General features: G+C 50.6%; 20 protein-coding genes, 2 tRNA genes and 1 riboswitch. Of the genes, 7 read left to right on the top strand and 15 right to left on the bottom strand.

Features of this window, described 5'->3' with window-relative positions; genetic code table 11:
• Positions 1 to 975 carry an alpha/beta hydrolase family protein gene (locus SACSAC_RS02030; protein WP_037291805.1) on the top strand — a complete coding sequence of 325 codons (975 nt, stop codon included), beginning with the start codon at positions 1 to 3 and terminating at the stop codon, positions 973 to 975.
• Here the strand turns inward: SACSAC_RS02030 and SACSAC_RS02025 are convergent.
• Positions 972 to 1,634 carry a hypothetical protein gene (locus tag SACSAC_RS02025; protein ID WP_037282932.1) on the bottom strand — a complete coding sequence of 221 codons (663 nt, stop codon included), beginning with the start codon at positions 1,632 to 1,634 and terminating at the stop codon, positions 972 to 974. The genes SACSAC_RS02030 and SACSAC_RS02025 overlap by 4 nt on opposite strands.
• A 112-nt stretch (positions 1,635 to 1,746) precedes the next feature.
• Between SACSAC_RS02025 and SACSAC_RS02020 the strand changes: the two genes are divergently transcribed.
• A complete protein-coding gene (locus SACSAC_RS02020; protein WP_037282930.1) occupies positions 1,747 to 2,199 on the top strand; it encodes an NUDIX hydrolase in 453 nt (150 codons plus the stop codon).
• Between the two features lie 441 nt (positions 2,200 to 2,640).
• Here SACSAC_RS02020 and SACSAC_RS02015 read toward each other — a convergent pair whose 3' ends face one another.
• The 4 genes from SACSAC_RS02015 to SACSAC_RS02000 all read right to left on the bottom strand — a co-directional run bounded on the left by SACSAC_RS02015 (position 2,641) and on the right by SACSAC_RS02000 (position 8,263).
• On the bottom strand, positions 2,641 to 4,098 hold the full coding sequence (locus tag SACSAC_RS02015; protein ID WP_037282928.1) for a glycoside hydrolase family 1 protein: 1,458 nt from the start codon (positions 4,096 to 4,098) through the stop codon (positions 2,641 to 2,643).
• Positions 4,099 to 4,207: 109 nt separating this feature from the next.
• Positions 4,208 to 6,112 carry a beta-glucoside-specific PTS transporter subunit IIABC gene (locus SACSAC_RS02010; protein ID WP_037282926.1) on the bottom strand — a complete coding sequence of 635 codons (1,905 nt, stop codon included), beginning with the start codon at positions 6,110 to 6,112 and terminating at the stop codon, positions 4,208 to 4,210.
• 195 nt (positions 6,113 to 6,307) lie between these two features.
• Positions 6,308 to 7,144, bottom strand: coding sequence for a BglG family transcription antiterminator LicT (licT, locus tag SACSAC_RS02005; RefSeq protein WP_037282924.1), 837 nt, complete (start codon positions 7,142 to 7,144; stop codon positions 6,308 to 6,310).
• 270 nt (positions 7,145 to 7,414) lie between these two features.
• Complete coding sequence (locus SACSAC_RS02000; protein WP_037282921.1) at positions 7,415 to 8,263, bottom strand: helix-turn-helix transcriptional regulator; 849 nt, start codon at positions 8,261 to 8,263, stop codon at positions 7,415 to 7,417.
• A gap of 149 nt (positions 8,264 to 8,412) precedes the next feature.
• On the opposite strand from SACSAC_RS02000, the gene fabF reads away from it, so the two are divergent.
• Positions 8,413 to 9,648: a beta-ketoacyl-ACP synthase II gene (fabF, locus tag SACSAC_RS01995; RefSeq protein ID WP_037282918.1), complete on the top strand. Its 1,236-nt coding sequence runs from the start codon at positions 8,413 to 8,415 to the stop codon at positions 9,646 to 9,648.
• A gap of 59 nt (positions 9,649 to 9,707) precedes the next feature.
• Here the strand turns inward: fabF and SACSAC_RS01990 are convergent, their stop codons facing one another.
• From SACSAC_RS01990 to SACSAC_RS01975, 4 genes are all read right to left on the bottom strand, one after another.
• A complete protein-coding gene (locus SACSAC_RS01990) occupies positions 9,708 to 11,453 on the bottom strand; it encodes a methyl-accepting chemotaxis protein (RefSeq protein WP_037282916.1) in 1,746 nt (581 codons plus the stop codon).
• 3 nt (positions 11,454 to 11,456) lie between these two features.
• Positions 11,457 to 13,049 carry a pyridoxal phosphate-dependent decarboxylase family protein gene (locus SACSAC_RS01985; RefSeq protein ID WP_084778382.1) on the bottom strand — a complete coding sequence of 531 codons (1,593 nt, stop codon included), beginning with the start codon at positions 13,047 to 13,049 and terminating at the stop codon, positions 11,457 to 11,459.
• A 151-nt stretch (positions 13,050 to 13,200) separates the two neighbouring features.
• Positions 13,201 to 13,285, bottom strand: a riboswitch (cyclic di-GMP riboswitch).
• Positions 13,286 to 13,511: 226 nt separating this feature from the next.
• Positions 13,512 to 13,584 (bottom strand) — tRNA-Lys (locus SACSAC_RS01980).
• Positions 13,585 to 13,591: 7 nt separating this feature from the next.
• Positions 13,592 to 13,667: transfer RNA gene (locus SACSAC_RS01975), tRNA-Ala, on the bottom strand.
• 678 nt (positions 13,668 to 14,345) lie between these two features.
• Here SACSAC_RS01975 and SACSAC_RS01970 point away from each other — a divergent pair.
• Positions 14,346 to 15,509, top strand: a complete 1,164-nt coding sequence (locus SACSAC_RS01970; RefSeq protein WP_037291803.1) for a serine hydrolase domain-containing protein — start codon at positions 14,346 to 14,348, stop codon at positions 15,507 to 15,509.
• Positions 15,510 to 16,038: 529 nt separating this feature from the next.
• On the opposite strand, the gene SACSAC_RS01965 is transcribed toward SACSAC_RS01970, so the two are convergent.
• Entirely contained in the window at positions 16,039 to 17,124 is a 1,086-nt protein-coding gene (locus tag SACSAC_RS01965) for an AI-2E family transporter (RefSeq protein ID WP_037282912.1), read from the bottom strand.
• A 275-nt stretch (positions 17,125 to 17,399) separates the two neighbouring features.
• On the opposite strand from SACSAC_RS01965, the gene SACSAC_RS01960 reads away from it, so the two are divergent.
• Entirely contained in the window at positions 17,400 to 17,675 is a 276-nt protein-coding gene (locus SACSAC_RS01960; protein ID WP_037282909.1) for a DUF6171 family protein, read from the top strand.
• A 25-nt stretch (positions 17,676 to 17,700) separates the two neighbouring features.
• On the opposite strand, the gene SACSAC_RS28570 is transcribed toward SACSAC_RS01960, so the two are convergent.
• The 5 genes from SACSAC_RS28570 to nirB form a co-directional block, all read right to left on the bottom strand.
• The gene (locus SACSAC_RS28570; RefSeq protein WP_037282907.1) at positions 17,701 to 18,543 is read right to left on the bottom strand and encodes a methyl-accepting chemotaxis protein; all 843 of its coding nucleotides are present in this window, start codon (positions 18,541 to 18,543) and stop codon (positions 17,701 to 17,703) included.
• 171 nt (positions 18,544 to 18,714) lie between these two features.
• Positions 18,715 to 19,560: a methyl-accepting chemotaxis protein gene (locus SACSAC_RS28565; protein WP_037282905.1), complete on the bottom strand. Its 846-nt coding sequence runs from the start codon at positions 19,558 to 19,560 to the stop codon at positions 18,715 to 18,717.
• 421 nt (positions 19,561 to 19,981) lie between these two features.
• Complete coding sequence (locus SACSAC_RS01945) at positions 19,982 to 20,809, bottom strand: formate/nitrite transporter family protein (RefSeq protein ID WP_037282903.1); 828 nt, start codon at positions 20,807 to 20,809, stop codon at positions 19,982 to 19,984.
• A 78-nt stretch (positions 20,810 to 20,887) separates the two neighbouring features.
• Positions 20,888 to 21,220 (bottom strand): nitrite reductase small subunit NirD, encoded by a 333-nt coding sequence (gene nirD, locus SACSAC_RS01940; RefSeq protein WP_051506796.1) that lies wholly within the window; start codon positions 21,218 to 21,220, stop codon positions 20,888 to 20,890.
• A 138-nt stretch (positions 21,221 to 21,358) separates the two neighbouring features.
• Positions 21,359 to 23,797, bottom strand: a complete 2,439-nt coding sequence (gene nirB / locus SACSAC_RS01935; RefSeq protein ID WP_037282900.1) for a nitrite reductase large subunit NirB — start codon at positions 23,795 to 23,797, stop codon at positions 21,359 to 21,361.
• A 375-nt stretch (positions 23,798 to 24,172) separates the two neighbouring features.
• Here nirB and SACSAC_RS01930 point away from each other — a divergent pair, with 375 nt between their 5' ends.
• Both SACSAC_RS01930 and SACSAC_RS01925 read left to right on the top strand, forming a co-directional pair.
• On the top strand, positions 24,173 to 24,934 hold the full coding sequence (locus SACSAC_RS01930; RefSeq protein ID WP_037282898.1) for an alpha/beta fold hydrolase: 762 nt from the start codon (positions 24,173 to 24,175) through the stop codon (positions 24,932 to 24,934).
• A complete protein-coding gene (locus SACSAC_RS01925) occupies positions 24,931 to 25,311 on the top strand; it encodes a hypothetical protein (RefSeq protein WP_037282895.1) in 381 nt (126 codons plus the stop codon). Before SACSAC_RS01930 ends, SACSAC_RS01925 begins: the two co-directional genes overlap by 4 nt.
• Positions 25,312 to 25,398: the final 87 nt, after the last annotated feature.

Genomic DNA, 25,398 nt, shown 5'->3' with positions numbered 1-25,398 from the left:
ATGCTTGCGATTGTCGCGACGGCCGTCGCCTTGTTCCTTGTTCAAAATACGTTCCGTTTTGACGAGCGGCAGGTGTCGATCGAGACGCCGGAGGGAATATTGACGGGCGTGTTAGTGCTGCCGAAAAACAGTTCCGGTCCGTTCGGATTGGTTGTATTCGTCCATGGAGACGGTCCAACGAATGCCACTTATGACGATGCTTATAAGCCATTATGGGAAGCTTTTGCCGAGGAAGGTTATGCATCGTTGTCTTTGGATAAAAGGGGAGTTGGCGGATCTGAGGGGAACTGGTTGGATCAGAGCATGGAGGATCGGGCGAGAGATACACGGTATGCGATAGAGTGGGCGCGCGCTCAGCCGGAGATCGACGCTTCGCATATCGGTCTGTGGGGGGCAAGCCAGGCAGGTTGGGTTATTCCTAAAATTGACCGTGACGAGCCTGATCTGGCCTTCCATATTCTCGTAGCTCCCGCGGTGAACTGGATTCGGCAGGGACGATATAATACGCGAAAAGAATTGGAGCAGAGTGGAGCATCCACAGCGGATATCGCAAAAGTCGAACAAGAAGACGCCATTGTGCTGGAACTGTTAAAGCAGCGTGCGACTTATGAAGAGTATCGGGAGAAAGTCGCCTTATCCGATGAAGAAGCCGTTTCACAAGACCGCTGGACTTTTATCGGCAAAAACTTCGAATCGGATTCGACCGATGAATTGGCGAATTTTAAAAGTCCCGTGTATCTGGTGCTGGGCGGCCAAGATATCAATGTGGATTCGGACAATACCGAAGCCGTATACCGGAGCAAGATTCCGAAATCTCTACTGGATGTACAACGTCTACCAGAAGCCAACCACTCTATGCTGAAGCCGCAAATGGTCGACTCGAAGCTCTGGACGGCCCTCACTGCCATATTCATGCCAAAACAATTGTTCGATAAAGGCTATTTGAGCGGAATGCGGGAATTTCTACGTTATTAAATCCGGCTTTCTTGCCCTTCGGGTAACGTCGTTCTGGGCGTATTATGTTTCTTGTTGTAAGCCTCGATCTGATCGATTTCCTGCTGAAAGTTTTGGAGATCGAAACGGTGCGTGCCTGTATCGTTTTGGATCAAAGATTCCGAAAGCGCGTCGATATTAAATTTTCCTTGAGCTTGTCCGACCACATAGTAGCCGAAATCTTCCTGATCCGGCCGAGAACCTTTATTATGACTAAGGAACACCATTACTTTTTCGCCAATAGAAAACTGGAGCGGGGTAGGAACATCGACGATATGAATGACATCTTCCATCTCTCCGCCGTCCGCTCGTATTTCCACAGTCTCGGCAGAAGTTCCTTTATATACCGTTTGAACTTGTATCCATGTATCCGTTGCAGGAAGTCCTTCAAAATCCTTTTGAACTTCTTGCGACAGCACAATGCCGGACACGATCACATCCGATTCGTTCACCAATTGATTTTTATCATATTGAATCAGTTCAGGCTGGGAATGAGCAATAAACCGATCCTGATGCTCTTGGCCGACTTTACGCGCGCTATTCGTTCCATTCGACTGTTCCGACGGATTTCCGCAAGCCGTACATGTAACGAATAGAACAATCATGATCGTCGTCACCCGAAACCATGCAGCATTTTTCATACGAACCTCCCTGATCAATCCTTTTTCTTATCTTTAATAACGCAAAGAAATAGAAAAGTGTTGCAAGCGAAATCCGAAATCAAAACCTGACAGAATGGAGAAAAAAGCCGTCATGACCTCAACTTTCAAACGCGTCAGCGTCGCCCATATCTTTTTTACGAGGCAAGACCAAGTCCTCCTCTTGAAAAGGCAAAACACAGGCCATAACGACAACCAATACGGACTCCCCGCAGGCAAAATCGACCGCGGAGAAATCGCCCTTCAAGCCGCCGTCCGAGAAGCCTTCGAAGAATGCGGCGCCGTCGTCGATCCCGATGACCTATGTCTGATTGCCGTCATGCAAATAGGCGCACCTCACCCGGAAGCCGACGAACGCATCGACTTCTTTTTCCGAACCACCCGCTGGAACGGCGAGATTACCAACCGCGAACCGGATAAATGCCAAGAATTATCCTGGTTCCCGCTGCACAGTCTGCCCGATACAACGATCCCTTTTATCAAACAAGCCTGGAAAAACGCTCAACAAGGCCGGTGGTACGATACTTTTAATTACGAAGGCGAATAAATGCTTAGATAAGCGTCGGATCAAGACTGTTGGTCTATGCGCATAGCCAACCGACCGAAGCCTCGCAAACTAAAATACGCATAACAAAAAGCCGCTCGGCGTGCCCGTCATCTTCACCGAAGATCACGGAAACGCCATACCCTGAGGGAAGCAGGGAGCGGCTTTAACATGGGGGTATTACGGGTATAACGAGATGGAAAATAGTCAAAGTCCTTAAAGCAGTACCTTGACCGCATTAAATTCAAGGTTTGCGATGGGCACAACCTGACATCTTAAGCGGTCAAGCTGCTGTTCACTTTTAAAAGCTGACTATAAGCTTTGGGGAATTTTCCGCTCGCGGACGAGGCGAAAAGCGGAGGGGGAATTCAGTGAAAAACGCCTTTGAACGAATTCCCCCGCAGCGCCCCAGCTTCTTCCCCGAATAGGACTTTCCCCAGAAGCTTATTCCAAAGCTTCCCCATTACTGGAGATTACTTTTTTGTACCAATGGAAGCTATCTTTCCGCGAACGGTCCAGCGTGCCTTTGCCTTCGTTATCTTTATCGACGTGAATGAAGCCGTAACGCTTCTTCATCTCGCCCGTACCCGCGCTTACCAGATCGATACAGCCCCAAGGCGTATAGCCGATCAAGTCTACGCCGTCGATAATCGCTTCTTTCATTTCCTTGATATGCTCGCGCAGGTATTCGATCCGATAGTCGTCATGGATCGAACCGTCGGCTTGAACTTCGTCCACCGCGCCCAGGCCGTTTTCCACGACCATCATCGGCAGACGGTAGCGGTTGTAGACATTGTTCAGCACCCAACGCAGGCCTTGCGGGTCGATTTGCCATTCCCAAGCGCTGGCTTTGAGATATGGGTTTTTGAGGCCCATCGACATATTGCCGCCGATTTTTTCTTGCTCGGGATCGGCGCTTACGCACACGGAGGAATAGTAGCTGAACGTATAGAAGTCGACGGTGCCTTCCAGCAGCGTTTGCTCGTCGCCTTCCGCAATTTCGAGTTCGACGCCTTTTTCCGCAAAGTAACGCTTCGCGAAGCCTGGATACTCGCCGCGCACTTGAACGTCGCCGCACAGGAAGTTGCCGATATTGTCTTTTTGCTGCGCGAGAATAACGTCGTCCGGATTGCTGGTGAGCGGGTAAGCACACATGTAAGCGATCATGCAGCCGATTTTGAAGTCCGGGTCGATCGAGTGTCCGAGCTTAACGGCTTTGGCACTCGCTACGAATTGGTGGTGCAGCGCTTGGAAACGGGCTTGGTCGGAGCTGGAGTTCGGGTTAGTCAACTCCATGCCGCCTTCGGGAAGCATAGCACCGGCCAAGAATGTGCCGAACGGCATGGTCAGGATGTTAATTTCGTTAAAGGTCAGCCAATATTTCACGACGCCTTTATAACGGTTGAACAGCGTCTCGCAGTATTTGACGTAGAAGTCAATGACGCGGCGGTCGGACCAGCCGTTGTATTTCTGAGCGAGAGCGAAAGGCGCTTCATAGTGGGAAATGGTTACAAGCGGCTCGATGCCTTGCTTTTTCAATTCGGCGAAGACGCTATCGTAGAACTTCAAACCTTCTTCGCTAGGCTCCGTATCGTCGCCGTTCGGGAAGATCCGGCTCCAGGCGATCGACAGACGGAAGACCTTGAAGCCCATTTCGCCGAATAACGCAATATCTTCCGCATAGCGATGATAAAAGTCGATGGCTTCATGGCTCGGATAGTTTTCGGTTGACAATAGTTCGGTCGTAATGCGGCGAGGCACCGTATGCGTGCCGGCGGTCATCATGTCGGAGGTGCTTAGTCCTTTGCCGCCTTCGTTATATCCGCCTTCAAGCTGGTTGGCCGCGGTAGCGCCGCCCCACAGAAAGTTTTCCGGAAAACCGGTTGGAATCTTATAGCTCATGCGTATATGCCTCCTCAAAAAGTAAAGGGCGCGGAAGCCCGGACCGTGCAGTCGCGAGCTTCCGGAACGCCCCGGAATGTAGATGATTCAAAATGTTTCGGCAATAGGATTAGATGACCACAGTCAGCAGACCGTCTTGGTATCCGATATCTTTCTTTTCCGTTTCGATGACGTCGAGGTAGCTGCCCGTGTTCGAAATGATGATTGGAGTCGTCAGGATGTAGCCTTCTTGACGGATCGCGTCCATATCGAATTCCATGAGCAGATCGCCTTTTTTCACGGTATCGCCTTGTTTGACTTGCGGCGTGAAGTATTTGCCTTTGAGCTTCACGGTGTCTTGTCCGACGTGGATCAGGATTTCAACGCCTGTGTCGCTGGTGATGCCGATTGCGTGACCGGAAGAGAAGAGGGAAGTCAGTACGCCGTCAACCGGCGAGTACACTTTGCCTTCGATCGGTTCGATGGCTACGCCTTTACCCATTGCGCCGGTGGAGAACGCTTCGTCTTTGATCGTGGACAGTGCGATCACATTGCCTTTCATCGGGCTGCCGACGGTTTCTTGTTGAATAACGGAATCGTCTTTTTTGGTCGGTGTGTTATCTGTCGCTACGACTTCGTCTTTGAACATAACCAAAGTGATAACCAAGCCGAGCACGAAGCTGACCACGATGCCGACGATTGCGCCGTAGAAGCCCATGTCCAGGCCGTTCGGACCGATGTAGGAAGGAATCGCGAAGATACCCAGGCCGCCGATCATGTAACCTTGCGTACCCATGCCGCCCAAGAATGCGCCGCCGACTGCCGCTGCTACGCAGCTGATGATAAACGGTTTTTTGCGAGGAAGCGTAATACCGTAAATCGCAGGCTCTGTAACACCGAATATTCCGGAAATAAAGGCTGGGATCGACAGGGATTTCAATTTGACGTTTTTCGTTTTAAGCAAGATTGCCAATACGACGCCTGTTTGAGCGAAGGATGCGCCGAGCATGCCCACCAAGATCGGGTCTCTGCCCAAAACGGTCAAGTTGTTGATCGCAATCGGAACGAATCCCCAGTGGAGACCGAAGATAACGAATACTTGCCAGAAAGCACCGATAACTACGCCTGCCGCAATCGGGCTGAAGTTGTACACCGCGAGCGTGCCGTTACCGATCAGCGTGCCTGCCCAAGTGGCGATCGGGCCGATAAAGATGAACGTCAGCGGTACAATAACGAGCAGGGTACAGAAAGGAACCAGGAATGTGCGAACCACGCTAGGAATGACTCGTTTGAAGAACGCTTCGATTTTGGAAGCTACGAACGTTGCGATAATGATCGGAATGACGCTGGACGAATAGGTCATCAGGATGACGGGAATGCCCAGGAAGGTGATATAGACCGGTGATTCGAATATCGTGCCGCCGAATAACGTATAGAGAGGTTCGACGCCCGACGAAGTAATGCCGGCAATGTTCGGATAGACGAGCGCGGCACCTATAGCCATACCGATGAAGTGATTGGCACCGAATTTCTTGGCGGCCGTGAAGCCCAGGAAGATCGGGAAGAAGTAGAAGAGACAGTCGCCGATTGCATTAAGGATCTGGTACGTACCGGACTCTGCCGTCAACCAGCCCAATGTCAGGAACAGAGCGTTGAAGCCCTTAATCATACCGGTTGCAGCCAATACGCCGAGCGTCGGTGCGAATACGCCGGAAATCATGTCGACGAAACGGTTGAACAGGTTGCCTTTTTCGCCGCCTGCATCGGAAGAACTTGATTCTGCCGCAAAGCCGCCCGCAGCATTTACTTCGGCATAGACATCAGGTACATGGTTGCCGATGACGACTTGGTATTGCCCGCCGCTTTTCACGACCGTAACGACTCCGTCCATATTTTTGAGCACGTCGGTGTTGGCTTTGTTTTCGTCTTTCAATCTGAACCGAAGTCTTGTGACGCAGTGTTCCAGACTGTTGACGTTTTCTTTGCCGCCTACGTTTTGGATGATGTCTTTCGCTAATTTTTCGTATTTCCCCATTGTTCTCGCCCCTTTTATGCGAATGATGATCAAGGATATAAAAAAGGCGAGACCAAGCAAGCGCGCGTCCCTCGGCATTCCGAAGGAACATGCTTGCTGTTGGTCTCGCCTGCATTACCAGTCACGATCCGTGATTTTATGAAATTGATAACGCTTACTGAATACGCTTGCGCTCTGTCGTAAAGGAACGTCCCGTTAAGGGGCCGATTCCCGGGTGACGCGATGGATATGCAGCGTCAGGTACAATTTTTCTTCGTCGGGCAGTTCGATCTGAAGGTACGTCTCGACTTTGAGCATGCAGGCGTAAGCTTTTTTGTACTTCGACTTGACCTGCTTGAGCAAAAAGTCGTCTTCGAGTTCGCCGCGAGGAGGTTTGCCGATCCGCTGAAAGAAAAAACGCAGATGCGTGACGAACCGCTCGTAACTGATCGAACTCTCGTCCGGCGATTTGCCGTAACTGTACTTGATGATGTTCAAGATGTCGCTGATCTTTTCCGTCTGCGCCGTCACGTTTTCCGTTCGGCGGGAAGACTGGTCGATCTGCGCATTGATGAGGTGGAGCGCGACGTTCGCCGCTTCGTCCTCGGGTAACTTTTTGCTGATTGAGTCTTCGATGAATTCCAGCGCCTTCTTGCCGATCGCGAATTCCTTCGGATAGATGCGCCGTATTTCCCAGATCAGCGGGTTGGTCGTCGTGATGCCTTCCTCCAGCAGCTTGAGCGCATTGTTCATGTGGTCCGTCAGCGTCACGTAGATATAATCGCTTAAGGGCACGTCCAGCATGTTTTTGCCGTATTCGATGATGTCGTAACATAAGGAGATATACTCGGGCGGCACATCTTCCAGCAGGAGCTTGAATTTTTCTGAAGCGTCTTTTTGCTGCAAAACGAAAATTTTCTCGACCAGGTCTTGATCTACGGCCTCGCCGATCTTTTTCTTGAACGCGATGCCGCGTCCCATAACCACGAATTCACTTTTGCCTGCGTCACTGGCTATTATGGCGTTGTTGTTGAAAATTTTCCCGATGATCACCTGCCGCCCTCCTTATCCTGCGAAATCATGAAACGGGCGATATAAGCGCTTACACCCAACGTTTAGAAAAGAGATTGGTACGAAAAGAAGGCAAAACCCAACACATATACAGCTAGCATATGCGGTGGGTTTTGCCTTCTTCAGTAACAATCCCAAGGCAATCATAACAAGAACCAGATGATTTGACAAGAGAAAAGAATACGCTTTCTTTATGTTTTTTTCGAGACCGTTTTCGATTAAATTGCATTCTAATAGAAGAAAGATAGCGTTTTACGAAAAAATTTCTTCCTCCATCAGACGTCGCAATTTGCTTTCGGTAGGGGTATCCGGCGCAGGCGTGTAAATGCTCAAGCGAAGGTCATCCTGCCCGGATACGCTCAGCGAAGTCAGTTCGTAAACCATTTTCCCGGCTTTCGCATGACGAAACTCAAGATGGACTTCCGGGGCGTAACTGACCTGCCCGTGTTCCCACATCGACCGGAATTCGGGGTAGGCTTCGGTCATTTCGCCTAAAAAGCGTTCGTACCATTCATCGCTGACGTAGCGGCCGTAATAGGAGCGGAACATGGACAGAAAGCCGCTGGCGAACTGTTCCCAATTGACGGCCAACCGACGAAATTCCCGCCGTGAAAAGAGGAGGCGAATCATATTGCGTTCTTCCGGCGGAATGCGATCAAAGTCGAGAAAAACGTGGCAGGCAGCCTGATTCCATCCGACTATATTGCACATTCGATCCGAGACGATCACGGGGCAATGCTCAAGTCCGGTGATGATTTTTTGCAAAGACGGACTGATTCGAAGGGTTTGAGATTCCGGCGCGTACGCGGCAGAGCCGTCTTCGATCGCGAGCGAATACAGATATTTGCGTTCGTCGGCATTCATCTTGAGCGCGCCGGCAACGCAATCGAGCACGGAAGGGGAAGCTTGAATATCGCGCCCTTGCTCAAGCCAGGTGTACCAAGTTGTGCTTACGCCGGCCAATTGGGCTACTTCTTCGCGGCGCAGCCCAGGCGTTCGACGTCTTGTCCCTGCGGGGAACCCGAAGGATTCCGGAGAAATTTTGGCTCGTTGGCTTTTCAAAAAGACGGATAGTGCTTGGAGTCTGGCAGTAGAGTTCATGGACGATCGAACCTCCCTTAATAGGAATCGAGCAGTTTTTATACCCGTATAAACGATAACTTGTACTAGGATATTTTACATGACATTATAGCGGTATACAAAGCCTATCGTTAAGGTTCAAGGCTGAATTTCGAGGAGGAACGTCCAGGATGGAAAGAGTCGTTGTCACGGGAACAGGTGTCGTGTCGCCGCTGGGGATCGGAACGGAAAGCTTCTGGTCGCGTCTGGTTCGGGGAGAGTCGGGAGTATCGTTTATTGAAGCGTTTGAGGCTGGCGGTTATAAGGTGAACATTGCGGGAGCCGTGCAGGATTTCGATGCGTCGGGCTTGCTCGGAGCGAAGGAGGCGCGGAAGTTGGATCGGTTCTGTCAGTTCGCGCTAGTTGCGGCCGAACAGGCGATGGAACAATCCGGGCTTGATTTGGAAAAAACGAACCGGGAGCGAATGGGCGTCTATGTCGGTTCCGGGATCGGCGGGATCGGGACGCTGATGGATCAGGCGGGAACGCTGGCAAGCCGCGGGCCGGGACGCGTCAGTCCGATGCTCGTTCCGGCGATGATTCCCAATATGGCGGCGGCGTTAATTAGCATTCGCTATGGTGCGTTAGGCGCGTCGATGTCTCCGGTAACGGCTTGCTCCATCGGAAATACGGCAATCGGCGAAGCTTTTTTCCATATTCAAGCCGGACGTTCGGATGTGATGATCGCAGGAGGGACGGAAGCGGCGCTGCACGGGATTGCGCTGGCGAGCTTTTCGAATGCCACGGCACTGTCTGCGCGTAACGACGATCCAACCCGAGCAAGCCGTCCGTTCGATGGAGAGCGCGACGGCTTCGTAATGGCGGAAGGGGCAGGGATTTTGGTGCTGGAATCGCTCAGCCATGCGCTGGGGCGCGGAGCGACGATTCTGGGCGAAGTGGTCGGGTACGGGGCGAGTTCGGATGCGTACCATATGGTAGCGACGCCGGAGGACGGACATGGAGCGGCGCGTGCAATGCGATTGGCGCTGAAAGAAGCGAAAATAGAGCCGGGCGAAGTGGACGTAATCAGCGCGCATGCGACGAGTACGGTGATCGGCGATCGTTCGGAAACGGCAGCCATTAAGGCGGTATTTGGCGAAATGTCGTATCGGATTCCGGTTACGGCAAACAAATCGATGACCGGGCATATGTTGGGAGCATCGGGGGCTGTAGAAGCGGTTGCATTACTGAAGTCGCTGCACACCGGGATCGTGCCGCCGACGATTAATTTGGAACAGGCGGATGAAATGTGCGATTTGGATTATACGGCGAAGGCAGCGAGAAGAGTAGACATGGAGGTGGGGATTTCAAACTCATTCGGATTTGGCGGACATAATTCGGCGATTGTATTGAGACGATACGAATAAAATAAAAACAGGAGCATGTCGGTATTTCCGGCATGCTCCTGTTTGTTGTGTGAAATCGGTTAAGATACTTTGAAATATTGTACCGAGGCTTGCAGCTCGTCGGCCATTTGGGACAGATTGCGAATGGCGCCCGCGATTTCTTGCATGGTCGCGCTTTGCTCTTCGATCGCGGCTCCGACTTCTTCGTATCCGGCCGATTGTTCTTCGGTAATCCCGGAAATTTTTTGCATGGAATCGGTAATCAGCTCGAACGAACGATCTGTTTTATCGAGCGAGTTTTTCAGATGGCCGATTTGGGAAGAGAACGAGGATACGCCGTTGAAGATCGTATTAAAGTTCTCCGACATCTCGTTAATCCATTCTTGTCCTTTTTCAACAGCCTGACTGCCTTGTTCAATGCTTGTAAGCACGGATTGGCTGTCCAGTTGGGTACTGTGAATAAGTTCCGTAATGGAGTTGGCCGCATTGGACGATTGTTCGGCCAGCTTTTTGACTTCTCCGGCAACAACCGCGAAGCCTTTACCGTGTTCACCCACGTGCGCAGCTTCAATCGAGGCGTTCAATGCCAGCAAGTTGGTCTGCGTGGCGATATGCGTAATGACCGTGATAAAATCGCTGATCTCCTTGGAACGCGTATCGAGCTGAACGGCAGCTTCTTGAGATTGTCGCATCTCTTGTTGGATCACGTTCATTTGGTTCAAGGTTTTCTCGACGAGCACTTGGCCGTCTTTGGAATAGGAGCTGACCTCCTGAACCATTTGCTGCATGCCCGCGACTTCGTTCGTTACCTTGGCCAATTCATCGTTGGCTTCCACGATCGAAGAGGTGCTGTCGTTGATCGAGACCACGACTTCGGATACGCCTTCGTTCACGCTGTTCATGGAAAGGGCAACCTGATGCGAGCTGGCTCCCATTTCATTGGACGATTGATTGATATTGCCTGCCGTCGTCGAGAACACTTCGGAAGAACTTGAGATTTGATGAATCAACGTCTCCAAATTGCCCCGCATCGTATTGAACGAATCGGCTAACGTACCGAGTTCGTCTTCGCGTTTGAGTACCAATGCTTCGGTCAGATCGCCTTCCGCGACTTTTTGGGTCGCGTTCACAAGTCGGTTGATCGGGCGAGTCAGGCTGCGGCTGAGCAAGAAAGCTACAGCAACGCCGATGACAATCACGACTGCGACAATGATAACGGTGAACCAGAAAATGAAGGTTTGCGTAGCCGGAATAACGCTCGCGTCAATATCGATGCCTGCAATCCCGAACGTATTTCCGTTACCGTCTTTCAAAGGAAGGAAGACCGATTTGTGGATGCCGTACTCGTCTTCGTAGATCGAGCTGTACGTCATCTTCTGAGAAGAGATAGCCGTCTTCATTTCATCCGAAAACGCATAATCTGTTCCGAAATCATCGTCTACGCCGGTCAGGATCACGAGCTGTTCCTTGCCCGTGTTGTTGCTGAGAATGTACACATTTTCCAACGTATCGGTTACGAGTATGTTCTCCAGCTTGTCTTTGATTTTCTTGTGCGCCGCATTGTCGGTTCCGTCAATATCTGCCGGATTCTCGGGAATCGATTCCAAATAAGCGTTGATCGACTGAATGCTTGTGGCGAGCCGCAGATCGAATTGGGCTTCCAATTCGCTTGTAAGCCGGTTGCTGATTTGGGATTCTGCAATCGAGAACGCCGTACAAGTAAATACGATCAGCAAAATAATCGAAGAAATCATTTTTGCCGAAATATGATTTTTATACCAGCCAAATGCGGATTTCTTGGATGGATTTGATGTATTCTTTAACACGTGTTACCCTCCGATTGGTTGCAGCGTACCTGCATAGGAATGAAATACGGTGTCGATATTTTGCTTGAGATAGTCTACGATTTCCGGCACATGCGAAACTTGCGTATAAGGCGAAATGACAAACAGTTTAGCGGCGGACAGGGAAGTTTGGTTTCCGTCGCTTGTCGGCACCACCAAATGTTTTTTCGTATCCCCGAAGAACATGACCTCTCTTTTCTCGCCCAAGACTTCGAACAGTTGCTCGTTCAAACGATTGGTATCTTCGATATGAGCAAGTGAGCATTGGCCGGACAATTCCGCTTGGAAATCGTTCTTCCGATCCGGGTAGATCCGGAACAGCGTCATGATCGCCGGATTTTCATCGTTCACGATCACAGCTTCGGGAATTTCGCGGCGCAACGCGTCTCGGAATGCCAGGTTGACTTCGACAAACTGGGCCAGCAGACGTTGATACCCGGTCACGCCGAATGCCAGAAGCGCGCTATAGATACTGATCGAACTTGCCATACGCGAGCATTCCAAAGTGTAGCCCGTGTGATAATCGCCATAACCCCGGTGTCCGACATAAGGCGTTTCTTCTTCGGCAAGATCAACGAGCTGGAGATCAGCAGCATTTTTTACCAGGAAGAGGCTTGTCGAATAAGGCGTTTGGCCGAGCTTTTGGAAGTCGAAGCAGAGCGTGTCGGCCAGCGACAGGTATTGCATTCTGCTGTTGATTTGCTGCAAAGCTCCCAACACTTGCGTCGGGAACTTCAGCGGATTGCCCGCAAAATCGTACTCGCGGAAAAAGGCGAAAAATCCGCCGAGCGCGGAGTCGGCATGAATATGCGGACGCTGCAAACCGTGTTGAGCGGCTACTTCCGCAGCGGTTTCCTTGATCAATTTAACATTATCGATGCCCATCGCATCGGTGGTGCCCGTAGTCGCTACGACGTAAACCGGAATGCCGCCCTCGGCAATGACTTTCTCCATCTTTTGACGAAGGTCTTCGGTGTCCATCGAGCTATCGGAATGGGTGCGAATCTTAATCAGGTTATCGCTGCCGAGTCCTGTTGCTTCCATGGATTTGAACAAGCTGTAATGAGCCGATTCCGAGCAAAAGGCATACAGGTTGCGCGGAACGCCCTTACGAGGAGCATCCGGTGCAACTTTGGCGATCGCCAATCTCAGGCCTGTGAAAATAGCACCTTGACCGCCCCATGTCGTATAACCGCCGCTCAGTTGCGGATCATATCCGACCAGCTTGGACATCATGCTGATGACGCGAACTTCCGCCTCGGCACCGGCAGGACCGTATACATCCCAAAGATTGTTGCCATTCACCAGGAATGCCGTGATCATGCCCAAGATTCCCGGAGTGCTTGCCATTGGCAGAATATTCGTCAAGAAATATTTGGAGTGGTAAGGGTGATTGTGCAGCAGCTTCAGCAAATGCTCGTTTACTTCTTTTTGGTCCGTGCTATCCGCCGGGATTGTGCTATTGCGAATCAAATCGGTATAGAAGGACTTCGAACGTTCTTTTTCGCCCAACAAATTTACGCCGTTAGGGTTTTTCAAATCGTCGACACCTGTAATCAATTGCTCGATGAGCTGCATAAACTGCTGACGTTCTTCTTGATTTCCATCCTCGCTTGGAAAAAAGGTTTGTACGGAATTCTCTCTGTAATTAGACACTCCTGGGTTCCTCCCCAATCTAAAATGTAAAAAGGCGAAAATGGGTACAAATACCCATACCTCGCCAATTGTTGAATGCAACTGGCTGACCTACCCCGACGGATTTGGTCCCTATAGCTTTGCGTCCTTATTTTTCAATAAGTTTGCCAAAATATGAGATTGTATAAGGATTTTCACTTGATGAAAGTAGATAAATTCCACTCTATAGCCAAATAGAATTATAGTATACCTATTTGAAAGTAGCAATGAAAATTTACATCCTGTGTCAATTTATTATTGGCAAGACCTATTTGGTCGAATGAATTAAGGTCTTTGGAACTAGTTCTGTAGTTTGAAGAAGAAGACAAAAAAAAGAAACGACATTTCTGTCGTTTCTTTTTGGGATGGATTCTCAGGGGCTCGAACCCTGGACCTGTCGATTAAGAGTCGAATGCTCTACCAACTGAGCTAAGAATCCATATACGTGGTGGAGCCTAGGGGGATCGAACCCCTGACCTCATCGCTGCCAGCGATGCGCTCTCCCAGCTGAGCTAAGGCCCCGATCAGATAACTCGTAATATGGAATATACCATGTCTACTAATGAAGGTCAAGCTAATTTTTGAAAAAAGTCATACCGAAGCTGGATACACGCCCTACTGCCTGGACCGGATTAGATTTAAGGTTCAGCGTTGTCCATCCATCAAGACCCGCTCCGCATCGGTTCGTTCAACTTGATCGGACAAGCGCAATCCGGGGGAGATGACATGTAACGGATCGACATGACGCTTAGCGCTACGAATTGGAGAATTGAGATTTTTAACGGAACGAGGCGACGCTTAGCGGTGAAAAAGGCCGATTTTCGTGCTCATTTCATCTGTTTTTCCGGTTTAAGCGCCCCTACTATCCGTTACGGATTTCAGATCGCGAAAAAAAGCGTTCTAACGGATGTGCGATCCGTTAAAGACTTCGTACACGGGTTAGATACGTAATCTCAGAGAGGCGAAACCTTACCTTTAGCGTTGACAAGGTGCTAGCCGCCGATCATGGACAGAACGATTCATGAAAACGAAGTTGCAGGGCGAAGCATCTGTTCAAGTCGCGCTCAAACCTTGGATGCTATGAGGTCAAGGTACTAGCTAAAACGTTTCATATCTGCCAAAATGGAACGTGAAAGCGGATTATTCTTCTTTATGCATACAAGAAAAATACGCTACCTAACGGAAAACGAGGCGATGCAAATGGCACGATTCGATCACTTATCCGCGCTGCTGGAGTCTTTTACGGAACAAGGACCTTCCGGCTGCGCCTGCATGATCGCGAAAGACGGAGAAGTCGTATATGAAGGATATTTCGGACAATCGAATCTGGAAAAAGGAAACGCAGTAGATGCCGACACGGTATTTCGGTTATATTCCATGACCAAAGTGGTCGTCTGCACGGCAGCGATGATTCTGTTCGAACGCGGCAAATTTTTGCTGAACGAGCCGTTGCATCTGTATCTGCCCGAGTATAAGAATGTACGGAAGACCGTGACGCACGCAAACGGACAAGTCCATACCGAACCCGTGCAAAATCCGATCCTGGTTCGGCACGCCTTCGGCATGATGACCGGGCATCCGTATCCGTACGGAGAATCGCTGACCGCGCGCGAGATTACGCGTTTGCGCCAAGAGCTGAACGAGAAGACGGGCGGACGCTACACGTTGCAGGAAGAAGTCAACGCGACAGCGCAAGCACCGGTGATGTTCGAGCCGGGCACGCGCTGGATGTACGGATACGGTCATGATTTGGTCGGAGCGCTGATCGAAGCCGTTTCCGGTAAAAAGCTCGGAGAGTTTTTGCAGGATGAAATTTTCGGACCGCTCGGAATGGCAGACACCGGTTATCGCTATCGCGACGATATTAAGGAACGGATGGCGGTCATGTACGAGCGTGCCGAAGACGGCAAGCTCACTCCGGCATCGGAGGAAATGGATGCCCTGCACCAGCCGGACGCATTGCTGGAACCCGGCGGTCAAGGCTTGTACGCAACAACGCGCGACTACATGAAATTCGCCAGCATGCTCGCCGCAGGCGGCACGCTGAACGGGGTCCGAATCTTGAGCCGCAGCACCGTCGACCTGATGCGCACCAACCAACTGAATGAAGTGCAGCTCGCCGATTTCGCCAACTCGTACTCGGCAGGCTACGGCTACGGCCTCGGCGTTCGCACCCTGATCGACCGCGCCGCAGGCGGCAGCAACAGTCCGCTTGGCGAATTCGGCTGGACAGGCATGGCCGGAACCTGGACTTCGATCTCGCCGGAAACGAATACGGCGATCGTCTACATGCACCAAATGCTGCCCAACATGGAAGAACATCATCACCTGCGTGTCCGCGCTGCCGCCTACGGCGCCCTTTAAGCCGCTCGCTGTCTTTTATCCAACTTTCATCGGCGTTTCAGGTTGTTTTCAGGTTCCGGGGTTATTTTATATTCAATCCCCTCTAATCATAGAGCTTGACCCCGACGAAGCCACCTCGTCGGGGTCCTTTTTTTGTACTTGTTCGAATTTTAAGCAAATCTTTAAGTTACAGTCAGCTTCTTTTCAGCTTGAGCGCTTAATATACACGTAACCCCTCTTTGAGAGATATATGTATCCCCGTCGGAGCCACCCCGACGGGGACCTTTTTTTGTCCGCGTATTGCCGCCGCTTTTATCGACACAACAAATTTATTCTTTTTGGAAACTATCAAAAAAAACCGAACCGCAAACCCCGGTTCGGTCTTCTTACTTTTAAAAAAGGTTCCGCGAACGAGCGCAGAAGCGGAGGGAGAAATTCAGTGAAAGACGCCTTTGAACTCTGAAAATTCCACTAAAAACTTCAATCCATTTTCCGAGTGAGACAGCGTCTTGAACGAATTTCTCCCGCAGCGTCACCCACCGCACGGAAACTACTGAACCTTCGGCGGCATGATAGGCGGTTCCCCTTTCTTCTTCGCGGAAGCTTTTCCTCCCGGCTCGAGCGGAACCTCCAAAATATCCAACAGGAAGATAAAGATCGGCACCCCGACAATCAAGCCCCATGCTCCCAGGAAATGCTCGCCCAGCAGCAAGATCAGGAACGTGAAGAAGATCGGCAGATGCGTTTTGTTCGACATGAATTTCGGATTGAGCACATAAGCTTCGATCGCGTGCAGCACCACGATCATAATCAGAATGTACAGAATCATTTTGAAGCCGCCGATGTTGAACGCGATCGCGCAGAGCGGGATGAGCGAGATGACAACGCCCATGACCGGCACAAGACCGAGCAGGAAGATCATGAGCCATAGCGCGAACAAGTTCGGGAATCCGAACGCCCACAGGAAGATTAGCGAGAGCAAGGAGTTCGTCAGCGAGATCATGAACTGGACTTCAAGCACTTTGCCGAACGAAGCCACGAATTTGCGGCCGAAGTATTCCAGCTCCGTGAAGAAGTAAGCCGCTTTGCTGTAACGGAACTTCGACATGAGCGAAGAGACTTTGTCTTTTTCCAAGTTAAAGAACAAGCTCAGAATGAACGCGATAAACAAGTTGAGGCTCCATTTGCCGATGTCGGTGATCGTGTGCACGATGAAGTCCAGACCGCCTTCGACGTAGCTCGCGATATCGAATTCCTTGACGGAGTTCATGATATAGCGCGTAAACGTATTGTCGGGCAACGCCAGATTGGACAGATTGTTATAGAAGGAGATGACCTGATTGATTAACTGCTGAATTTCATAGATGAAGACGGGCAAGTAACGGTAAATCCCGAATCCAAGCGCAAATACCAGCAAGGCATACGTCAGGACGAGCACGAGTTTACTGTTAAGCTTGATGCGATCCGTTCCTTTTCGTATAAAACGGTGCAGTCGGTTCATCAGATACGTGAGGATAAACGTGATAAGCAGCATGCTGAGCATGCTCCGGAGCGAAATGAGCAGGACGAGGGCCAGAATCAGCGCCAGTGACCTGCGAATCCCCGGAATGTAGAAAAAATCTCTAAGGGCCTTCATGAAATCGCGGTTCTCTCCTTCGGAATCAGACTTTCGGCTGCCCAGAAACGTTTTCGACCTTTTGATTAAAACGCGGACAACCGATGAGTTATGCAAACTCTTTCTATGTAATAGTTTAGAGTCTTCAGGGTAACAAAAGCAAGCGCGCAAACAGCCAATCGGCTCCAAGCGGCAAGAAATTTCTCAACTGTTGACGGGGCGACTTATTTCCGTTTTATAATGATAAGGCGAACCTTAATCATTCATGAAAAAGCAAACGGATAGGAGGGGAAACGATGCAGAGTACCCATCGAACCTGCAGAGGATGCAGCGAGGAGTTTGCGGTCAGCGAAAAGCAAATGGAGCGATTGCTTGCTTCGGCGGCGTTTGCACCGGAGTTGAGGGTTGATATAGAGGTGTATGAGGCGAGACTGCAAGCTTGCAAAGACTGTCCGAAGTTTCACGGAGGGACGACCTGCATGCTATGCGGCTGTCTGGTTCCGGTGATCGCCCATTTAAAAAGCAAAAACTGCCCGTATCCCGGCGAAGGCCGGTGGGCAGTTCAGGTATGAAGCGAACCTGTCGGTTCATGCCCGATCAGGCATGCGATTTGACATGATATTGCAGCAGGCTTTGAGACAGGTCTTGCATGGAGCTGCCGGTCTGCTGCAAGCGCTCGATCACGTCGGTAAACGAAGAAACCAACTCGGCTTGTTCTTTCGAAGAGGCGACGATCTGCGCGATCTCGGCTTCCATCGTGCGGATCGAGTCCTGAACGTCTTTGAGAGCCGTCTCGATGTCCGCTGTTGCGGATTTGGAGTGAACGGCCAGCTTGCGTACCTCGGCAGCCACGACGCCGAATCCGGCACCCAGCTCGCCGACGCGGGCAGCTTCGATAGCGGCGTTCAGCCCCAACATATTCGTCTGGTCGGAGATTTCCTTGATCAGCGTAGCGACGCTCGTGATTTTGCCGGACTTTTGCACAGCCGTTTTCGTATTCTCCAAAATTTGCTCGCTGGTGGCTTGAAGCTGCTGCGAATGTGCGGCGATGCTTTGGGTCATGTCGCCCAGCTGCTCGGCAATCGCTCCGTTCGTCTTGACGATCGAATTCAATTCGTCGCGGCTCTTCTGATTATATGTAAGATTTAATACGGCGATCACTTTGTTGTCTTCGAGAACCGGAACGACGACGGATTCGAGGGGCGCGCTATACCAGTCTTCCGGGAACTTCAAAATGAACGGCTCTGTACGGCCTTCCAGGGTTACGAAGTTCTCGAAACCTTCCTTCATCGGTTCTCCCGTATGATATCCCAGATGGAAGCTTCCCGCTTGCTCGTAATACAGGACATGCGTAGCATCATAGATGGTGACGGCAACCTCTTCGCGGGCTACCGTACTGAATAAAGGAGCGGTTTGCAGCAATGCTTCTAACTTGTTCATCGTTTCACATTCCTTTCCGGATATAAACGCCTACCTACCTAATTATCGGAAAAAGAACGGAATTTTGAAGACGTTTTTATAAAAAAGAAAGCCGCTTGCTCCAAATCGGAGACAGGCGGCTCTTGTTGTTAAGGCAAGTAATTGGGGTCGGTTTGCGGCGTATATTTTCCGTTAGCGGACTTCTTTGTGGTAACGGGTCAGGTTAGACGCCAGATCCTGCATGGATTCTCCGGTCTTTTGCAGGCGTTCGATCACGTCCGTAAAGTTTGTAACGAGATTGGCTTGTTCTTGCGACGAAGATACGATTTGGGAAATTTCGTTTTCCATGACGCGGATCGAATCCTGCACGTCTTTTAGTGCCAGCTCAATATCTGCTGTAGCCGATTTGGAGTGGACGGCCAGCTTGCGCACTTCGGAAGCAACAACGCCGAATCCGGCTCCCAGCTCGCCGACGCGCGCAGCTTCGATAGCGGCGTTCAAGCCGAGCATGTTCGTCTGATCGGAGATTTCCTTGATCAGCGTCGCGACGTTGGTGATTTTGCCGGAATTCTGTACAGCCGTTTTGGTGTTGACGAGGATCTGTTCGCTGGTTGCTTGAAGTTCTTCGGCATGAGCAGCAATATGCTGAACCATATCGACCAGGTTCTCGGCAATCGAACGGTTGTCGTTGGCAAGCGTTTGGAGCTTCTCCTGGTTGGTTTGGTCGTAGCTGATCGTCAATACGGCTGCGACTTCTCCGTTTTCGAGCAAAGGAATGGTTACGGAATGCAGCGGATAACCAAACGTAAACATCTCCGCCGGGTATGCGTCCAGACGGGCTTCTTTGGAACCTTTCAACGCAGCGAAGTTTTCGAAGCCCGGATATAATTGATCTCCGGTTTTGTAACCCATGTCGAAGTCTCCGTGTTGCGCATAATACAGCATATGGGTACGATCATAAATGATGACGGCGGTATTTTCACGCATCATTTTTCCCAGGTAAGGGGCTACGGCAAGCATTGAATCGACGATACTCATTTTCTAAGTCACTTTCCTTTCCGTATAAAAGCAATAGTTGATAAAGTAGCCTGACCAACCTTAACCATAGGTTTACGTTCGGCTGAAATGCACACGCTTTAGGTGCGTTTCAGATGGGCGTAACTTTACGTTTAACTTGGTCAAGTCACTAGTAGGAATAAGCTTGAAAAGTTACGATGGATTATTAAGTAAAATAAAATGGGCAAATGAAAATATGAGTCTTAAGTACGGATCGAATATAAGCGTAATTTGTGATTAATTCAATATTAAAAGCGAATTTTGTTGAAAATACAGGGATAAAGAACTAGGGCGTTTTGATAAAAAACGGTTTCGAATAAGTGATTTTTTGGTAAAAAGAGGAATTAAAAAAGTCTTCGCCATAGGCAAAGACTTTTGCAAGAAGCATGTTGAACGAGGAAACTTAAGAAGCCGGACGAGTTTCTTGCCGAGCTTCCGGAGCCTCGTTTTGAGCAGATTTGCGAACCGGAGAGATCATCCAGTAGGCGCAGGCCACGAAAAATGCACCGCCGACGATATTGCCGAGCGTCACCGGAATCATGTTATGCAGCCAGCCGACCAACGTGATCGTTTCCGGATGGCCAGGCAGCAGCAACGCGGTACTGAGCAGCGTCATATTCGCTACGCTGTGCTCGTAACCGCTGGCGATAAAGGCGAACAGACACCACCAGATCAGCATGATTTTGGCGATATCGTTCGTGGTCCGGCTTGCCATCCAGATCGCCAGACAGACGAGCCAGTTACACAAAATACCGCGGAAAAACAGTTCCATTACAGGCAAACTCATTTTTTTGGCAGCAGCGGCGAAGATCAGATGTTCCGGCGCGATTCCTTTGAAAAGCCCGGTTCCCAGCACAAGCAGACTAAGTACCACCGCACCGGCCAGATTGCCGAAGAACACTAACGTCCAGTTTTTGCCGAGGTCTTTAACCGAAGTGCGACGGGCCAGAGTGGAAGCGGTGAAGAACATATTGTTTCCGGTAAAAAGCTCCGAGCCTGCGAAAATAACGAGGGTGAGCGCGATCCCGAACGAAGCGCCCATCACCAGCGATTGCACGGGCGATTTGATCGCGGCGAGCGGAGCGCCTAGCGAGAAGATCAGAATGATACCAAGCCCGACATAGGCGCCTGCCAGCATGGCGCTAATGAAATAACGGAGCGGGTGTTCGTTCATGAAATCTCTTTTTTTTGCAGCAGCTTCAACAATGGACCGTACACTTTCGGTAAACATAACCTTCAGCCTCCTGGGCGCGCGAATGTGCAAATCAGGTGAAACAACGAAGCCGAAGAGCCGTAGCCGGCTCTTGGATTACTTCGTGAACAGAATCACTTGCTCATCCGCGACTTCAACACGGAATGTACGAACCTGTCCGCGATCCGGATCTTGAACAAGACCGCTTTTCAGATCGATCTTCCAATCATAGAGCGGGTCGTAGATGTAGTGTTCGGATACGATGGCTTCGGCTAACGGGCCGCCTTTTGGATGGGGATTGAGATTTTCAACCGCGTAAATTTCATTTTCGGATGTGCGGAATACGGCAATTTCAGTATCGCCAACGATGAAGACGCGGCCGATTCGGCTTGGGAAGCGATCAAGCGTATCCAGTACAACCGAACTTACAGCGTTTAATTGCGGAGTCATGGTCAAGCTCCTCTCGGGATAATCAGTATAGTGAAGCAAGAATGAAACGGGGAGAAGAGGGGACTGCTTGATTCGATCGGCAGCTCTCTTCAACGGCGTTTCATTATATGGGATATTGGCAGGCAGTAAAGTTAAAGCTTAAACTTGCGTAACCGTTGGTTTCGCGGCTTCGAACAGTTCGCTGCGAAGTTTCTTGTCGTTCAGCACTTGCTTCCACGGATCTTCGACGAATGTCAGCGCATGTTCGATGCTGTCGATCAGGGTGCGGCGATACTCAAGATCTTCGACCGTCTTTTTATAGATTTCTTCCAAACCGATGCGTTCTACCCATTCCGATGTCCGTTCCAGGTAATTACCGGTCTCGCGATAGTACTGCATGACGGCTGCAACGGTATCCGTCAGCTCCTGATCGGTTTTCACTTTGCACAGCGAGTCGGCCAGACGAGCTTTGATCCCGCCGTTACCGCCGACGAAGATTTCCCAACCGCCGTCGTTACCGACGATGCCGATATCCTTCGTGCACGATTCGGCGCAGTTCCGGGGACAACCGTTTACCGCGATCTTGAATTTGGCAGGGAAGTCTAGACGTTCGAATTTGCGTTCCAGCATTGCGCCGACGGCCAGCGAATCCTGCGTGCCGAAGCGGCAGTATTGCGAACCGACGCAAGTCTTGACCGTGCGCAGCGATTTGGCGTAGGCGTAGCCCGAAGGCATATCGAGTTCTTCCCAGACTTTCGGCAGGTCTTCCTTCTGCACGCCGATCAAGTCGAGACGTTGTCCGCCCGTGACTTTAACCGCTTTGACATTGTATTTGACCGAGACGTCGGCGATTTTCTTCAGATCTTCCGGTGTCGTGACGCCGCCGTACATTCTTGGAACGACCGTGTAGGTACCGTCTTTTTGAATGTTGGCGTTCATGCGTTCGTTGACGAAGCGCGATTCTTTCTCGTCCTTGTGTTCGCCCGGATAGATGACGCCCAGGTAGTAGTTGACGGCCGGACGGCATTTCGAGCAGCCTTCCGGGTTATGCCAATCCAGTACGTGCATGACTTCTTTCGTGGTGCGCAGTCCTTTTTCCTTGATGCTGGCCACGATTTCTTGACGACTGAGCGGCGTACAAGCGCAAATGCCGGTTTTGGCCGTCTTCTTGAATCCGTCGCCGAGGACGAAACTCAGGATTTGTTCCACGACCGGTTTACAGCCGCCGCACGATCCGGTAGCGCCGGTGCAGGCTTTGATCTCGTCGACCGTAGTCAGTCCTTTTTCATTGATCGCATCGACGATGACTTTCTTGGTGACGCCTTTGCAGCCGCAGACGATTTCGTCGTCCGCCATCTTTTCCACAGCAGCCGTCTTGGACTTGCCGCCGCAGTGGCCGCCCGCGCCCATCAGATCGCCGTAGATTTCGTCCGTCATTTCCGTGCCTTCGCGAACGTACTTTTGCAGCGAAGCCGATTCCGTGACGTCCCCGAACAATACGGCGCCGACGATTTTGCCTTGATCCAGCAGAACTTTTTTATACGTGCGTTTCCATTCGTCTTTGGCCGCGATCACGGTATGCTGAGGACCTTCAATGAATTCGCCGGCCGAAAATACGTCTACGCCCGAAATTTTTAGTTTGGTCGACGTGATCGAACCTTCATAGCCTGCTGTCTCTACGCCGCAGATATGTTTCGCCAAAATATTGCCTTGTTCGAACAATGGAGCGACGAGGCCGTAGCAAATGCCGCGGTGTTCCGCGCATTCGCCGACCGAATAGACGTCCGGTGCCGAGGTGCGCATAAAGTCGTCGACCAGGATGCCCCGATTGGTCTCGATTCCGCTGACTTCGCCGATTTGTTTGTTGGGACGGATCCCGACCGCCATAACGACAAATTCCGCATCCAGTTCTTCGCCGTCCGTGAATACCAATTTGCGCACGCGGTGGTCGCCTTGCATTTCCGCGGTCGATTTGCCCATCGCGAATTTGATGCCTTGACGTTCCAGTTCCGTTTTGAGCATCGCCGAAGCTTGAGTATCGAGCTGGCGTTCCATGAGGTCGTTCATCAGGTGGACCACAGTGACATCCATGCCGAGACCGACAAGGCCCTTCGCCGCTTCGAGACCGAGCAAGCCGCCGCCGATGACGGCTGCCGTTTTATACTGTTTGGCTGCTTCGAGCATTTGGTCGCAGTCCGCGATATCGCGGAAGCCGACGACGCCTTCGCGGTCGCTGCCCGGAATAGGGAGCATGAGAGAATTCGAACCGGTTGCGATCAGCAGTTTATCGTAAGATGCAGTCATTCCGCCGTCAGTGACAACTGTTTTATTTGCGGTATCGATTGCGGTTACCGTCTGTCCGGTATGAAGGGCGATTCCGTTATCCTTGTACCAGTTCCAGTCGTTAATGACGATATCGTCAATGGTCTTGCTTCCTTCGAGCACGTAGGAGAGCATGATCCGGTTATAGTTGGGATGAGGTTCACTACCGAATACGGTAATGTCAAAACGATCGGTCAGCTTTAGAATTTGCTCCAGCGTATTGATACCGGCCATGCCGTTGCCGATCACGACGAGTTTTTCTTTTGCGTTCGTCATAACGATGTGCCTCCTTGGCGTTTGAATTCGGTGTAGGGAAGATCGCGACCTGTAGGTGAAAAGGCAGGAAAGGCGATTCGTCATCATAATGTGACTTTCTTCACAAGTTAACATTCACTGAACGGCGGGACCGGAAGATCCGGCGAGCCGCCGCTATTTCAAATTTGATCTAACTTACATTCTCATTATATTTAATTAAAATTCAAGGGGTTGGTGATTGTAGTCACATCAAATGTGAAATTATTCACTTGAAATTGTCACAATTATTTTGGAGGCTTATCGCTACAGCCTTGTTAGTAATCAAGATATGCTAAAATCAATACATACAAAAATATGCAACCAACGCTAAAGGTGCTGTCAGAAAGGTGGATTTTAATGAAATGGACGTATACGGAGTCGGGAAATTCGAATGCTCCTTTATTGATATTCGTGCATGGCGGCGGGGTAGGCGGATGGATGTGGGATCGTCAGGTCGAGTCTTTTCAACATTATCATTGTTTGGTGCCGGAGCTGGCGGAATCGGAACAGCCCGATACAAAGCCGATGTTCACGATCGAACAGAGCGCCCGGCAGTTGATCGATCTGGCGAAGCAAAAAGGCGCAGGCCGGCCGATTTACGCGGTCGGTTTTTCGCTGGGAGCGCAGATCGTGATTCAAATGATGAACGACAGTCCGCATCTGCTGCGCGGAGCCATGCTCAATAGCGCTTCGGTTGCTCCGCTTCCTTTTGCCGACAGAATGATCGGTCCCATGGTTCGTTGCAGTTTTCCGCTGATTCGCAATCGCCGCTTTTCGGCTCTTCAAGCCAAAGCGCTGTATATTCCGTCCGAGCAGTTCGAGACGTATTATGCACATAGTTTGAAAAGCAGCCAGGATGCTCTGATCCGCATGTTGCGGCAAAGCTTGACCTATCGGTTGCCAGCGGGATTCTCGCGTTCGAACGCTCGTGTTCTCGTGACGGTCGGCGAAAAGGAAAAAAGAATCATGCGCAAGTCGGCGGAGCAGATCGCGTCGATTCATCCGAAAGCGCAAAAAAAGATTTTGCCCGGTATCGGACACGGCATTCCTTCGGCGCAGCCGGAATGTTTCAACACGATTCTTAGAGAATGGCTGGAGGAAGGAGAAGAGAGGAAATGAAAACCGCGCACAGAACGATTGTAGTCGGAGATCAAGCTTTCGTCTATTGGCATACGAGCGGAGTCCGATTCACGCTGCACCTTTCGCCCAAAGAACAAAAGAATACCAAAATCGTGCTGGTCTTCCCGGCTTTCCTGCCTGACGAAGATCCGCATACTTCTTGGACATTTTATGAAATCTCGGCGCAGCGAAACGGAGAAGCCGCCTGTATTCATCTGGGAAGACCTCGATCTATTGCGGAAATCATTGCCCATTTGCAACATCGACAACCGGAATCATGGCAGGTCGGTCAGACGATTCTAATCGAGAATGCATGGACTTTTCTTAACGAGATGGGGTATTCCGAGTGCAAACCGTTATGGAAAGGGGAATTTTAGCTTGCATTTTGACTAAGCCGCAATTAAGATTTTCTTGTACGTACGACTTTGTAAAAGCATATGCTTCCTCAAAAGGTATGTACAACC

The organism is Saccharibacillus sacchari DSM 19268, assembly GCF_000585395.1.
Lineage (GTDB): Bacteria > Bacillota > Bacilli > Paenibacillales > Paenibacillaceae > Saccharibacillus > Saccharibacillus sacchari.
This window is presented reverse-complemented; position numbering and strand designations above follow the sequence as displayed.

Excerpts from the sequence above, each read along its gene's own strand:
- SACSAC_RS28565 (WP_037282905.1), bottom strand. The coding sequence starts at position 19,560 with ATGAGTATCGTCGATTCAATGCTTGCCGTAGCCCCTTACCTGGGAAAA.
- fabF (WP_037282918.1), top strand. The coding sequence starts at position 8,413 with ATGGAAAGAGTCGTTGTCACGGGAACAGGTGTCGTGTCGCCGCTGGGG.
- SACSAC_RS02010 (WP_037282926.1), bottom strand. The coding sequence starts at position 6,112 with ATGGGGAAATACGAAAAATTAGCGAAAGACATCATCCAAAACGTAGGC.
- SACSAC_RS01970 (WP_037291803.1), top strand. The coding sequence starts at position 14,346 with ATGGCACGATTCGATCACTTATCCGCGCTGCTGGAGTCTTTTACGGAA.
- SACSAC_RS01960 (WP_037282909.1), top strand. The coding sequence starts at position 17,400 with ATGCAGAGTACCCATCGAACCTGCAGAGGATGCAGCGAGGAGTTTGCG.
- SACSAC_RS02000 (WP_037282921.1), bottom strand. The coding sequence starts at position 8,263 with ATGAACTCTACTGCCAGACTCCAAGCACTATCCGTCTTTTTGAAAAGC.
- nirD (WP_051506796.1), bottom strand. The coding sequence starts at position 21,220 with ATGACTCCGCAATTAAACGCTGTAAGTTCGGTTGTACTGGATACGCTT.
- SACSAC_RS01930 (WP_037282898.1), top strand. The coding sequence starts at position 24,173 with ATGAAATGGACGTATACGGAGTCGGGAAATTCGAATGCTCCTTTATTG.
- SACSAC_RS02015 (WP_037282928.1), bottom strand. The coding sequence starts at position 4,098 with ATGAGCTATAAGATTCCAACCGGTTTTCCGGAAAACTTTCTGTGGGGC.
- SACSAC_RS01965 (WP_037282912.1), bottom strand. The coding sequence starts at position 17,124 with ATGAAGGCCCTTAGAGATTTTTTCTACATTCCGGGGATTCGCAGGTCA.
- SACSAC_RS02025 (WP_037282932.1), bottom strand. The coding sequence starts at position 1,634 with ATGAAAAATGCTGCATGGTTTCGGGTGACGACGATCATGATTGTTCTA.
- SACSAC_RS02020 (WP_037282930.1), top strand. The coding sequence starts at position 1,747 with ATGACCTCAACTTTCAAACGCGTCAGCGTCGCCCATATCTTTTTTACG.
- SACSAC_RS28570 (WP_037282907.1), bottom strand. The coding sequence starts at position 18,543 with ATGAACAAGTTAGAAGCATTGCTGCAAACCGCTCCTTTATTCAGTACG.
- SACSAC_RS01945 (WP_037282903.1), bottom strand. The coding sequence starts at position 20,809 with ATGTTTACCGAAAGTGTACGGTCCATTGTTGAAGCTGCTGCAAAAAAA.
- nirB (WP_037282900.1), bottom strand. The coding sequence starts at position 23,797 with ATGACGAACGCAAAAGAAAAACTCGTCGTGATCGGCAACGGCATGGCC.
- SACSAC_RS02030 (WP_037291805.1), top strand. The coding sequence starts at position 1 with ATGCTTGCGATTGTCGCGACGGCCGTCGCCTTGTTCCTTGTTCAAAAT.
- SACSAC_RS01985 (WP_084778382.1), bottom strand. The coding sequence starts at position 13,049 with ATGCAGCTCATCGAGCAATTGATTACAGGTGTCGACGATTTGAAAAAC.
- SACSAC_RS01925 (WP_037282895.1), top strand. The coding sequence starts at position 24,931 with ATGAAAACCGCGCACAGAACGATTGTAGTCGGAGATCAAGCTTTCGTC.